This is a genomic window from Vibrio sp. LB10LO1, from assembly GCF_010092875.1.
Classification (GTDB): Bacteria; Pseudomonadota; Gammaproteobacteria; order Enterobacterales; family Vibrionaceae; genus Vibrio; species Vibrio campbellii.
Map to the genome: position 1 here is coordinate 26,343 of NZ_JAADJW010000003.1, position 12,959 is coordinate 39,301.

Here is a 12,959-nt window from a genome sequence, read left to right on the forward strand (position 1 = left end):
CTTTCCTAAGTAACAGAGGTTTAAATAAACTTAATGGACGACCCCTTTAGTCGACTGAACAATTCATCGTATGGCTTCCAATCACCGGAGGCGTACTCATGTTAGAACTTTTCATGCAACCAGAAGCGTGGGCTATCTTCGCTACCTTGTTTGCTCTTGAAGTTGTCTTAGGCGTTGATAACGTCGTATTCATCTCCGTTCTGTGTGAACGATTACCGCAACACAAGCGTAAACTTGCCCGAAATCTAGGTATTGGCCTAGCGGTGATGGCGCGTATTGTTTTGGTGTTCTCGATCTCTTGGATCATGCAGCTTACCCAGCCATTAATCAGCTTTAGCGACTACGCGTTTACTGGTCGTGATTTGATTATGATTACGGGTGGTGCATTCCTACTAGCTAAAAGCTTGAAAGAGTTGTGGAGTTGGTTAACGCACACTGAACACGGTCACTCGACTCATGTTCGTACTGGTTTGGCTGTGGTTCTGCTTCAGATCGTTGCGGTTGATGCTGTGTTCTCGATGGACTCGGTGATTACTGCGGTTGGTCTAACGAGCGAAGTGCCAATCATGGTAGCGGCGATCATTTCGTCAGCGATTGTGATGGTGTTGACGGCGGAGAAAATCAACAACCTAGTGACGCGTTACCCGGGCTTTAAGACACTTGCACTGCTGTTCCTTGTATTGCTAGGTGGTCTGTTGATGGCAGAAGGTTTTGCAATTCACATCAACAAAGGTTACGTGTACTTCGCGATGGCGTTTGGTCTAGTGTTGGAAATGTGTCATATCCAGCTTAAGAAAAAACAACGCCCAGTGATTCAACGAATTCGTCCTATTCGACCTCGTTCTATTGCGCTTCAAACTCGATAATTGAAACGCAGCAATTGAACCTATTAGAGCCGCTCACGAGAGCGGCTTTTTTACGCCTGCATTCCGCGATTTATGTGGATTTGTCGTGTCGATAGAAAATGGAATTTGTTGTTGTAGCACGAATTTCTTATATAGACCGCCCAAACTTATTCGAGTGAACAAAATAGAATGAACAAACTGATCGACGCGTTATCGACGCACGGATACTACATCTGGGATGATTTTATTTCTCAAGAGGAAGTGGCTGAGCTGCGTGACTGTATTCCTGATGATTGGAAGAAAGCACGTATTGGTCGTAACGACGACGTGACTCGTATTGAAACCATTCGTAGTGACAAGATCCAATGGTTGAAGCGCGACATGGGCGCGCCAGTGGCGTCTTTCTTAGACAAGATGGAAGAGATCCGTTTAGAAGCAAACCGCCACTTTTTCCTTGGTTTGTTTGAGTACGAAGCGCACTTCGCGAAATACGAGAAAGGTGATTTCTACCAAAAACACCTCGATTGCTTCAAAGGCAATGAAAACCGCCGTCTAACAACGGTGTTTTACATGAACGAATCGTGGAGCGAAGAGGACGCTGGTGAGTTGGTGGTATACGACTTGAATGACAATGAGATCGCGAAGATTCCACCGCGTTCAGGTCGTCTATTCGTGTTCTTGTCTGAGCAATTCCCACACGAAGTATTGCCGACAAACGCGGAGCGATTCAGTATCGCAGGTTGGTTCCGTATTAACGGAGTAAAAGACAACCAACTTGATATTGCACACTAACCCACGCGTTTATCAGGACTGTTTTAATAACAAGGGGACACCAATGCGGTGTCTCTTCGTTTATCTTCTGACTCGCAATCTTAGCCGTAAAGTCCAGTCGAAAGCTCATAGCACGCTTGCATGTCTGAACATAACACTTGATAGACAGCTGAGCACAGCTTTCCTGATTCGACTTGTTCATCCATGATGATGGCAATTTCTTGTTGCGTCATGCGTCCACGGTAGGGGCGGTCTTGAGAAAGCGCTTGAAAGACATCGGCAACGGCAATGATACGTGAAGGGACGTCCAAGTCTTCTCCGGTTTTATGATAAGGGTAACCTGTACCGTCTAAGCGCTCATGATGATTGGAAGCCCACTCGGCAATTTTGGCGTTAGGAAAGACTTTGTGTAGGGCGAGTTCAGTATCAATCGTATGACGTTTGATGCGTGTGTACTCTCGCTCGTTTAATGGACCTTCTTTGTGAAGGATCTCATCAGGCGTTTTGAGTTTGCCAATATCGTGAACGAGCCCTGCAATAAAGATCATCTCCTGTTCGTGCTCATTCAGTCCCACTTTCTTTGCTAAGTAGCGTGATAGCTCCGCCACTTTCTGTGAGTGTTGGTAAGTGAATGGGCTTTTGGCATCCACAATGCGTGCTAAGAACAAGCCCAAGCTGTTCATGTCCTCAATGGTTAACTGTTTCTGTAACCAGTCGATGTTCTCAAATTGAAGCCCTATCGTTTCGATGTGCTCAGATTCCATTGCAAACCAAAATGCATCCGTCATGACCAGCTTAACCATGGCGTCACACATATGCGGGTTAAACAACGTGTCTGCGTTAGCTATGACGCACTCGGCAATCAATTCTTCATGCAAAGTGACAAGATCACTGTGGCAGTTGGAAACGTAGCGAGCGCGCATAAAATCGAGACGATCAGAGAGATAAAGCAGAGCCGCGACGTCTTTTTCAAATGCCGGAAGATCGATGTGTTCGAGCTCTTTCCAGTGAGTATGATGATAAAGAATTGGGGTGGCGAATTGAGAGAGTAGTCGACATTGCTTGAGGGTATGGTAGCCGCGAATGCAGTGGGCTTTTGCATCTTGGGGGACGAGCTGTTCAAGTAGCATGGTATGTTCACGTGTTTCGGAAACTCCGCAGTCGTGAACCATACCGGCAAAGTAACAGAACTCTGCTTTATTCTCGGCCCAACCCAGTTCCAGCGCGCATTGGTAGGCAATATAAGCGACGCGATGGCTATGATGTGTATCGTCAACGCCTACGTAATCTAACGCACGCGCCACCCAGATAAGGGCTTGTTTTAGGTCGACTTCAAATCCCGAAGAAGAATCGGAGTAGGAAGGTTGCTTCATTGTAATTACCGACGTTTTTACTCGCCTGTGCTGATTTTATTTTGATGTTTTTAGGGGAATGCGACAGCGAATTAATACCTAAAAAGGGTGCACATGGCTTCGTTGTAGTTATGTTGGGAATCATACCGCTTGTCGCACGTAAAATTCATCTCAAGCTCGCCACTCTTAGTCATTTCTTTGAACTACTTATTGATTTCGAAAGATTTCTTTTGGTTTGATTGACTTCCTTTGAAAACCACATAAATAGTGATGTAAAGTATTCTCATTATCATGTTGTGTCGTAAAGGTAAGTTATGAAAAGAGTCGTAGTGTGGGGTGCAAGTAGCGGCCTTGGTTTGGCAGTTGCTAAGTATTTTGCAGAAAAAGGTGCAGAAGTTGTCGGTGTCGCGAGAAATCCAGACAAAAGCCCAGAACTGAAGGTGATTTGTCAGTCAACGTTTGCATGTGATGCCACGGTTTCTGAAGAGGTTGACCGCGTCGTTGAGCAGCTCGATCAAGAAGATATCATCATCAGCACGATGGGCAGCTACCGTGCAGACATTCCGGTAGATTACCTTGGCCATCGTCACCTTATTGATGCTGCCTGTAAAGCATCGCTCAAGCGTTTTGTACTAGTGACGTCACTTGGTTGCGGTGATAGCTGGAAATACCTTTCTGACCGTTCTAAAGCGGGGTTTGGCGGTGTAGTGCGGGAGAAATCCTTGGCGGAAGCATGGCTACAAACCAGCGACTTGAATTACACCATCATTCGTCCCGGTGGCTTGAAAGATGGCGAAGTAACAGGCAATGGTGTGTTGGTTGAACCTAAAGAAGTGCATGGTTTGGTATACCGTCAAGAAGTGGCTCGGTTGATTTTTGAGATGCTTGAAAAAGGCGAGGGAAGTGGGGAGATCTTCCATTGTGTCGACCCTGAATTGACGTACTAAGTCCGTAATTGAATCATTCCTAAAACAGGGACAGTGTTTCGGCATTGTCCCTGTTTGTGTTTAGGTTTTTCGTGTTTCTACGATCAAGTACTTTGATTGAAAGGTGATTCTGTGACCTTACCAGTTCGAGTTGGTTAAAAAAGCATCTAGAATGAATGCTCAAAAACAAAAGGACTGTGTATGTTGAAACATCTGCTTTATCGCGGTTACACCAATGGATTGAAGGTAGCCGCCTACGTTCTCCCTTTTCCTAAACCGACCTTGTTCTCGGGTCCTGATTGCCTTCATGAATTGACAGAAGCGATTGCTGATCTTGGATTCAAAAAGCTACTCCTCGTCACCGATGAAGGGTTAGTAAAAATAGGAATAGCAGGACAAGTTATTGAAAGCGCAAAAGCCAGAGGTTTAGACGTTGCATTGTTTTCTGAGGTAAAACCAGACCCCACATACGATCAAGTTGAGAATGGTTTAGCGATGTATCTCGATTCGGGGTGTGACGCCATTTTAGCGCTTGGCGGAGGATCGGCCATGGATTGTGCCAAAGTCATTGCAGCCAGAGTCACCAACAAGAAATCCATTAAGAAACTCGCTGGTCTCTTTCGAGTGTGGAGAACGCCTGCTCCTTTATTCGTGATTCCGACGACATCGGGTACTGGGTCGGAAGTGACGATTGCTGCGGTGGTCTCTGAACCAGATACCCACCACAAAACGCCATTAATGGATCCGAAGTTAGTGCCTTTGATGGCGGCATTGGATTCGAATTTGCTGGTTGGTTTGCCTGCGAAGATAACGGCTGATACAGGTATTGATGCGTTAACACATGCGGTAGAAGCTTACATTTCTCGCAACGCGACGATGGAAACCAAAGCGTATTCTGTTGCTGCTATCAAACTGATATTCAAATTCTTACCTCGTGCTGTCGAACAGGGCAGTGACACTCAAGCTCGACACAAAATGGCAATGGCGTCTTACTATGCGGGTTTAGCCTTTACCAAAGCGAGTCTTGGTTACGTACACGCATTCGCGCACAACTTGGGGGCTAAGTATGGCTTGCCTCATGGCATGGCAAATGGTCTTGCTTTATTGCCTGTCCTTCGATTTTCTTTCTCTGAGATTGAGTCACAACTGACCGAGCTAAGCGAAGCCCTGATAGGAACGCAAAGTGGGTATGTGCCTAACGCCCAAGACTTCTTAGATAGACTGGAGGGGTTGTATACCGAGATTGGCATCGAGCAAACTTCGTCACTGTTGCAAGCGTCTGACACCAACGAATTAGTGACTTTGATTCTCAAAGAAGCGCATTGGAGCTACCCAGTGCCTAAGTTTATGAATGAAGAAGAGTGCGCCCAATTACTAGCGGAAATCAGAGCTTAGATATGGCTGTATAAAATAATTTACACCTGTGGGTTTTTATCCTTACACTTTGCTTGATCTTATTAGAAAGATCCTACAGAATCGTCATCATTCCAAATATGGTGTTAGGTTTGGTGTGCCGTTGCCCGATCTGATGCTGATAAATCTTATTAAGCTGTAAAGATAAATATACAATGAGTCGATCTAAAGTGTTTGGTAGCACCCTGATTATCGCAGGGACTACAATAGGTGCTGGTATGCTGGCACTTCCTCTTGCCTCTGCTGGCATTGGCTTCTCAACGTCTCTGATCATTATGTTAGGGCTGTGGGCATTAATGGCGTTTACGGCGCTATTGATGCTTGAGCTCCACCAATATGCGGACAGCAGCGCAACCCTTCATACTCTGGCGAAGCAAATTCTTGGTCAGAAGGGCAAGTGGGTTGCGAGCTTTGCGATGCTGTTCTTGTTCTACTCATTGTGTGCTGCTTACATCGCTGGTGGCGGCGCTCAGTTCGGTGACCGTCTAATAGAATGGTTTGGTCTGGATATTTCAGGCTCCACTTCTACCATCATATTCACGCTTATCGTAACAATGGTTGTGACGGTTGGCACCGGAACGGTAGACAAGGTTAACCGCGTGCTGTTTGGCCTTAAGATGGTGACAATGATCGCTGTGTTGTCTTTCCTTGCGCCAAACGTGACGGAATCTTACTTACTGAGCATGCCAATTGAACAAGGTCTTATCGTTGCCGCGATTCCGGTCATCTTTACCTCTTTTGGTTTCCACGGCAGCATCCCTGCGATTGTTAACTACCTAGATGGTGACACTTCGTCTCTACGTAAAGCGATTATCGTTGGTTCGACGATTCCACTCGTGATCTACATTTTCTGGCAAATCGTAACTCTAGGTGTTGTAAGCCAAGATACCTTGATTGAAAAAGGTGGTTTGAGCGCGCTGATTGGTCAATTGTCTCAAACTGTTCACCAGTCAAATCTTGGTAGTGTGGTAGGCGTATTTGCTGACCTTGCGCTTCTGACGTCTTTCCTAGGTGTGAGTTTGGGTCTGTTTGAGTTCTTGGGTGACACAATCAAAGGTGACAGTGAAAAGCCAAATCGTCTAATCGCTGCAGTGGTGACTTTTACACCGCCACTAGGTTTTGCATTGTTCTACCCACAAGGATTCATCATGGCACTAGGTTACGCAGCGATTGCGTTGGCTATTCTTGCAATCTTCCTACCGCTAGTGATGGTCGTGAAGGTGCGTCGCTCTGATGAGTTTACTGGCGAATACCGCGTGGCGGGTGGACAGGGAGCTCTATTAGTAACGGGCATTGCCGGCACGGGCATCGTGATGGCGCAGCTACTTATTACTTTGGGTGTACTTCCTGCGTTGGGTTAATCACCAAGCGAATTGATATTGAAAAACTTATCTTGTATTAAAAAGCCAGTGTACGAAAGTGCGCTGGTTTTTTTTGATCTGGGTTAAATTACCGTAGAATATTCGGTGAAAAGATTGGCGAAAAACTGTTTTTATTTCGTACACTTAAGTTGTGGTATGTCGATAATTTAGGTGGAGAAAAGCCGCTCTAATCACATCAAATACGCTGACTTTAATGAGCCTTTTCTTCTGATTTCTCTACATTGGTGTGGAGGTGAAGTATGGCGCACCGAAGTTTTTACCCGTTTGCAAAACCGCTCAATGAGCAAATGCAGACTTTAAAGAACAGGATGCAGGCACATTTACCGTGTGTTGATAGGGTGTCTTTTGCGAAGTATCACCCTAAACAAGGCATGCTTAAATCTTTTGCCGAAAGTGAATTCGACACTTGGTGTTTGGCTCATCACGAAGCGCCACTTCGTAAACTTCATAACTTGAGCATTGCTGCTGACAATGCCATTCCTCGTCTTGTTAACGATCTCTACGACATCAAACACTGTTCGCGCATTCAAACCTTATTGAAAGAGGGGTATCACTCGTCTGTTGCGATCCCTTGTTACGACCGTCAAAGCTTCATTGGCCTCGTCTTTCTCAATTCTATTCAGCCTAATGCGTTCAGTGTAGAAGCGTTGAATGGGTTAAAGCCTTACTTTGAAATGGTGCAATTCGCAGTGGAGTCTGAAGACAATGTCGTTAACGCTATCGAGCTGTTAGCGGAAAGAATGCAGTGCTTGATGCCAGGTTATTCACCAGAGGTTTACTCGCACAGCAAACGAATGGGCATGTACGCTCAATTGATTGCCACCCAACTTGCTGATACATACCAATTCAGTGATGAGGTTGTGGAGCAAATTGGCATGTTCACTCGTTATCATGCTCTAAGCGACATTGAGCTTCCGGCATATATCGTGTGCAATCGTCGTTGTGTGAATGCAGAACAAGAAGCGTTGTTAACGGAGCACATTGAGCAATGTGTGGAATCAGCAGATAACATTGTGGCAAGAATCGGCAATCCGGTTCATCCGAGTGTCACTTTGTTCCAGCAAATTACGTCTTATCAATATGAAAACCTTGATGGGTCCGGCCATCCGTATGGGCTGGATCGTTCAGGTATTCCAATCGCCGCTCAAATCGCGGCCGTCGCTAATGTGTTTGATGTCATGACCACCCATCATCCATATCGTCAAGCGTGGTCAATTCCGTATGCCTTGTTAGAACTAGAGAAACGTGTTTATCAAGGCTTGTTATCCCGGGAGTGCGTGAATGCCTTGCGTGATCATCAAGGCTATCTAAAACAGATCATTCACAAGTACCCAGAGCACTATGCTGGTATGGGCTTAATGTGAGAGTAGAGGAGCAAGCCGTGAAGGGACTCAAAAGATTGACTAGGAGGTCAGAATAAATAATACTGTATATGTATACAGCAAATCGTTTGGAGGTGAAGTATGTTGTGGGAAACCCTAGAAAGAGTAAACCGCTTACGCCAACAAGCACTTGCGAATGCTGAATTCGTAGAGTCTGCAAAGGAACATGAAGAAGCTTTGCAAGACCAAGAGTATCATTACCAACCAAGAAAGCGTTCAGCCAAGGACAAACAAGGTAAGAAGTCACTGGCCGATATCTATAAAGAAGTAGAGTTTGGCGCTGACGCACGTCATTAACTGGTTCAACAACGCTGCGGCTCTCATCTTACTTTTCTCACCGCCGCAGCTTTATTACCAGCGGGTGCTGTGCAATTGCCACACTCGCTCCGCTAATAACAATCATGATTCACCCTTTAGTGACAATGTCACTATTAATATGTCGAAAGCATAAAAAAATCCCCCGAACAGTCGGGGGATTTTTTAGAAATCTGCTTTACGTACAAAATGGGGGTTCTTGTACTTTTTCTCGGGGCCAAAAGTCGAAACCACCAATTTATTCCACAGTGTTTTGTCAAACTCGCCTTTAGGGATAGAAGGGTAAAGTGTCTCTTCCTCTTCTCTCGCAAAGTTCATGTACTGCTTTTTCTTGATTTGGTTGTACTTTTTAGCGACCTGATTGTGCTTTCTCACCCATTCAAGCTTGTAATCATGCAGGACTTTTTCACCTTTCTCTGCCTCCATTCGCGACAAGAAAAGGCGTTTATATGAGACCTTTCTGTCTATCATGGTGCGCATGACGGTTTGAATGTATTTACCGTGATGAGTAATGGTGATGTCATTCTCATCGATAGGAGAAATACACCAGCTCTTGGGTAAAAAGCTTGGCTTCTTGAATTGCTTATTACGTTCCATTAGCACCTGATGAAGAACTAAATCAGATGTGCCGCGGAAAGTTTTTTGCCATTTAGCGATTCGTATTTGTAGCGAACCTGGCAAGCGATAGATGTTAGTAAACTTATCTTGGTCCATGGACTTCCGTCATGAAATTAATATGCAATATGGAAATAGGCAGACGCGAGCAACCAAGCTAAGCGCAGAACGCTTTACTTGAGGTTAGTCGAGTCGGTTAATAATGCGATTTTACAACGACCTCACAGGTAATAGCGAGTGGTTATGTCAATAATAGGTAAGAAATAAAGAAATTGTTTAGATTATTAACGGAACTTTAGCATAAAGAAAGCCCGCAGCATGGCTAACGGGCTTAAAGTCAGTGTTGGCTTGTCGTGTAGGCTGTTTAAACAGCTTCCTCGAATTGCTTGTCGTCTTCCTCTTCGATTTGCTGAATATGACGATTCGCTTGTTGAAGTTGGTACATTTGCGCGTAACGACCATTTTGTTTTAACAGCGCTCTGTGCGTGCCGCTCTCTACTAAATCTCCATGGTGAAGAACGATGATTTGGTCGGCATCTAAAATCGTCGATAGGCGGTGAGCGATTACTACAAGCGTCATATCTTGACGAAGCACTTCAAGGCTTTTTTGAATTAACGCTTCTGTACCTGAGTCAATGTTTGCCGTCGCCTCATCCAAAATCAGAATCTTAGGCTTAGCGACAAGTACACGAGCGAGTGCAAGCAATTGTTTTTGACCTGCCGATAGGTTTGTTTCACCTTGGCCAAGCTGAGTATCCAATCCATTCGGATAACGACGAATCTGTTCAGCTAATCCCACTTTTTCAAGTGCATCCCAAATCTGCACATCTTCTATCGTTCTTCCCAAAGAGACGTTTTCACGCACACTGGCAGGGAGAATATGTGGGTCTTGCTGCACCATGGCAACGTCTTTGCGCAGTACGTCTTTGCCTAAAGACTTCAACGGACGCCCATCAATCAGCAGTTCACGGATTTCGGTTGGGTAGAACCCCATGAGCAAAGAAGCGAGAGTGCTCTTACCGCTACCGGTGTGGCCAACAAGCGCAATAAAGTCTTGATGCGATGCTTTCAGCGAAATGTCTTTCAAGACGTCTTGTTTGCCATCGTAGCTGAAAGTTAGGTTGTTAAGCTCAATCGCGCCAGTTTGCAGTGGCTTATGGTCATCGCCGTAAGTTTGCTCTTTCGCATCGATCAACTCGAATACACGCTCACTCGATACCAATGCTTGCTGAAGCAATGCCAACTGCTGTGTCATCTCGATCAAAGGCTCGGTTACGCGCGCTAGGTAACTGATGAAAGCGTACAGGACACCCACACCAATCAGTTCGACACCATTAAAGCCAAAAATAGCCACAAGAGAGAGTAGGGCAAGGCCTGCAAGTAAATCCATCAGGGGGCGTAAGAGGTAGCCATTCAAGCGAATCACTTTTTTAGAGGCAACCAGATGGTCGTCGGTTAGGCCGTTAAACTGTTTGTTGAAACGTTCTTCTTGCAGCATTAACTGCACCACACTCATTCCTTGAATGGATTCACTCAAATTGGCGTTAATGTCGGTCAGCAGATCACGCATGTTTCGATAGCTTTCTGTGCTGAGCTTTTTGAACAAGTACATAAAGCCGATCACGATTGGTAGCAGTACCAACACGACGATGGTCAACTTCCAACTCATGTAAAACATCACGCCCAACATCACCAAGATCATCACTGCGTTTTTCACCACGGTGGCGATAAGTAACTCATAAAACTGTTGCAGCGATTCTGTATCGTTGGTGATTCGAGACACCAACTTACCCGCAGGAGTGTAGTCAAATGCCGATAAAGGCTGCTTTATCACACCAGAGAAAACCTGCTTGCGAATCGTTTTGATCGTGTTAGTTGCCACAATACTGAATTGCAATGATTGGAAGTATTGAAACACCGCCGAGATAAGTTGTAAGGCAATGTAGCCTGCTGCGAGTGATATTAAAATGTCGCGCGAGTAATCCCCTTTAGCGATGTGTTCATCAATAAAGTATTGAACAAGCCATGGCCCACCAGCGCTGGCTAACGCCGCGATAAACAGTAGTGCCAAGCCTTTTAGCATGGGTTTTGGCTGCGATAATGGGTAAGACATTAACCGTTTAAACGTTGTCGATTGCTTCATGATTAGTCCTCCATTGCCTGTTCTAGTTTTTGGTACTGGTACATTTCCGCATACCACCCCTGACGTTCAAGAAGTGTCCCATGCTGGCCGCGCTCGGCAATGTGTCCGTGATTGAGTACTACAATCTCTTCTGCTGCTTCCAGAGCAGTGAGGCGGTGGGCGATAACAATCAATGACTGCTCACGATAGTAAGTTTCTAAGTTCTTTAGAATCCGGTGCTCTGTACGACCATCCACAGCAGACAGGGCATCATCCAATACCAATACTTGGGCATTGAGCAGCATGGCGCGTGCAATAGCGATACGTTGTTTCTGACCACCAGAGAGGGTGATGCCTTTTTCACCCACTTCTGTTTGATAGCCTTCAGGAAACTTCTCAATATCGTCGTGAATACAAGCCAGTTTGGCTGCTCGATAAACGTCTTCTTTTGATGCGCTAGGGTTGCCCAGAGCAATGTTTTCAAAGATAGATTTAGAGAACAAGAACGGGCTTTGGTTAACGACAGCGAAACGGTCTCGCCACTCTGGCAAAACTGCGTCCTTAATTTTGACATCACCAAATTGAATCGTACCGTTATCCATATCGTGTTGGCGAAGCAGTAAGGTTAGTAACGTGGATTTACCACTACCGACAGGTCCCGCAATGCCGAGCATTTTTCCTGGCTCAAGGGTGATGTGAAGATCAGTTAGTGCTGGTGGCAGCTCTTTAGACCAGTGGAATTCGTCAATCTTGATCTGCAAAGGTAAAGGTTGAGTGCCTAATGGCGTTTCACCACTGACGATCTCTGGCTTCTCGTCGAAGATTTCTTGCAGACGGTTCCACGCAGCAGAGCCTCTTTCCAAGATATTAAATAGGAATGCGAATGCCAGCATCGGCCAGATCATAAGGCCCAAATACATAGTAAAGGCGGTCAAATCCCCGAGTGTGATATCACCTTGGTCAACTAAGTAGGCACCAGAAGCAACACTCAAAAAGAAAGACATGCCGATGGTCAGCTGAATCGCTGGGTCGAAGCGTGCATCGACACGAGCAACGGCGATGTTCTTCTCGCCCGTATCATCGACAACCTCTTCAAAACGTTGTTGCTCTTGGTTTTCTAACCCGAAAGCACGCAACATACGCACGCCATTTAGTGACTCTTGAGTCATGTCTGACATCGTAGAGAAGGCTTCTTGTGCGATTTTGAATCGTTTATGCAGAATACGTACGATGAAGAAGATAATGATGGCAAGAAACGGCATCGGCAATAGTGCCATTGCGGTTAGCTTCCAACTGATTTGCGTCACCATGATGATCAGTACTGCGATACCAGTGATCAGAGAGTCGGCTGCGGTCAAAACGCCTTCACCAGCAGTCATGACAATGTTGCGCACATCGTTCGTACCACGAGCCATTAGGTCGCCGGTTTTGTATCGTTCAAAGAATCGAGGAGGCTGAGTAGAGACATGACGATAGAGGCGATTACGCAAAATAGTGCCTAATTCCCAACTCGCGCCAAATAACCATATACGCCATAGAATTCGACAGCCATATATCGCAAAAAATAGCACGATAAGGCCTAATAACCACATCACTAAGGTACTGGTTTCGAGGGTATTATCGACCACGCCATCAACAATAATGCCGACCGCTTTGGGAGGGACAAGCTGAAGGGCGGAAATGACGGCAAATAGTAGGATTGACCCCACATACTGCTTCCACTTTAGTTGGAAATACCAACGTAGCTGCCAGAATATTCTCATTTCGCCTCCTGCTTAAATTATTGAATTTATTATGGAACCATTATTGAGCGAATGGATGAGTTTACAAGCATAA

11 protein-coding genes are annotated in these 12,959 nt (G+C 45.6%); 7 read left to right on the top strand and 4 right to left on the bottom strand.

From position 1 onward, the window contains the following. Positions 1–98 precede the first annotated feature (98 nt). Entirely contained in the window at positions 99–866 is a 768-nt protein-coding gene (locus GXP65_RS03015; RefSeq protein WP_162091959.1) for a TerC family protein, read from the top strand. A 168-nt stretch (positions 867–1,034) separates the two neighbouring features. After that, on the top strand, positions 1,035–1,637 hold the full coding sequence (locus GXP65_RS03020) for a 2OG-Fe(II) oxygenase (RefSeq protein ID WP_005433965.1): 603 nt from the start codon (positions 1,035–1,037) through the stop codon (positions 1,635–1,637). Between the two features lie 80 nt (positions 1,638–1,717). On the opposite strand, the gene GXP65_RS03025 is transcribed toward GXP65_RS03020, so the two are convergent. Further along, a complete protein-coding gene (locus GXP65_RS03025) occupies positions 1,718–2,989 on the bottom strand; it encodes an HD domain-containing phosphohydrolase (protein ID WP_162091960.1) in 1,272 nt (423 codons plus the stop codon). Between the two features lie 293 nt (positions 2,990–3,282). On the opposite strand from GXP65_RS03025, the gene GXP65_RS03030 reads away from it, so the two are divergent. The 5 genes from GXP65_RS03030 to GXP65_RS03050 all read left to right on the top strand — a co-directional run bounded on the left by GXP65_RS03030 (position 3,283) and on the right by GXP65_RS03050 (position 8,368). Continuing rightward, positions 3,283–3,915: an SDR family NAD(P)-dependent oxidoreductase gene (locus tag GXP65_RS03030; protein WP_105065382.1), complete on the top strand. Its 633-nt coding sequence runs from the start codon at positions 3,283–3,285 to the stop codon at positions 3,913–3,915. Positions 3,916–4,095: 180 nt separating this feature from the next. Next, on the top strand, positions 4,096–5,289 hold the full coding sequence (locus GXP65_RS03035) for an iron-containing alcohol dehydrogenase (RefSeq protein ID WP_105065381.1): 1,194 nt from the start codon (positions 4,096–4,098) through the stop codon (positions 5,287–5,289). Between the two features lie 173 nt (positions 5,290–5,462). Beyond that, positions 5,463–6,668: an aromatic amino acid transport family protein gene (locus tag GXP65_RS03040; RefSeq protein ID WP_162091961.1), complete on the top strand. Its 1,206-nt coding sequence runs from the start codon at positions 5,463–5,465 to the stop codon at positions 6,666–6,668. Positions 6,669–6,928: 260 nt separating this feature from the next. Next, positions 6,929–8,053: an HD domain-containing phosphohydrolase gene (locus GXP65_RS03045; RefSeq protein WP_162091962.1), complete on the top strand. Its 1,125-nt coding sequence runs from the start codon at positions 6,929–6,931 to the stop codon at positions 8,051–8,053. Positions 8,054–8,152: 99 nt separating this feature from the next. Beyond that, positions 8,153–8,368, top strand: coding sequence for a hypothetical protein (locus GXP65_RS03050; protein WP_005442113.1), 216 nt, complete (start codon positions 8,153–8,155; stop codon positions 8,366–8,368). 183 nt (positions 8,369–8,551) lie between these two features. On the opposite strand, the gene GXP65_RS03055 is transcribed toward GXP65_RS03050, so the two are convergent. The 3 genes from GXP65_RS03055 to GXP65_RS03065 form a co-directional block, all read right to left on the bottom strand. Next, complete coding sequence (locus GXP65_RS03055) at positions 8,552–9,100, bottom strand: hypothetical protein (protein WP_005433911.1); 549 nt, start codon at positions 9,098–9,100, stop codon at positions 8,552–8,554. A 265-nt stretch (positions 9,101–9,365) separates the two neighbouring features. Continuing rightward, the gene (locus GXP65_RS03060; RefSeq protein WP_134977630.1) at positions 9,366–11,144 is read right to left on the bottom strand and encodes an ABC transporter transmembrane domain-containing protein; all 1,779 of its coding nucleotides are present in this window, start codon (positions 11,142–11,144) and stop codon (positions 9,366–9,368) included. Between the two features lie 2 nt (positions 11,145–11,146). After that, positions 11,147–12,886, bottom strand: a complete 1,740-nt coding sequence (locus tag GXP65_RS03065) for an ABC transporter transmembrane domain-containing protein (RefSeq protein WP_162091963.1) — start codon at positions 12,884–12,886, stop codon at positions 11,147–11,149. Positions 12,887–12,959 lie beyond the last annotated feature (73 nt).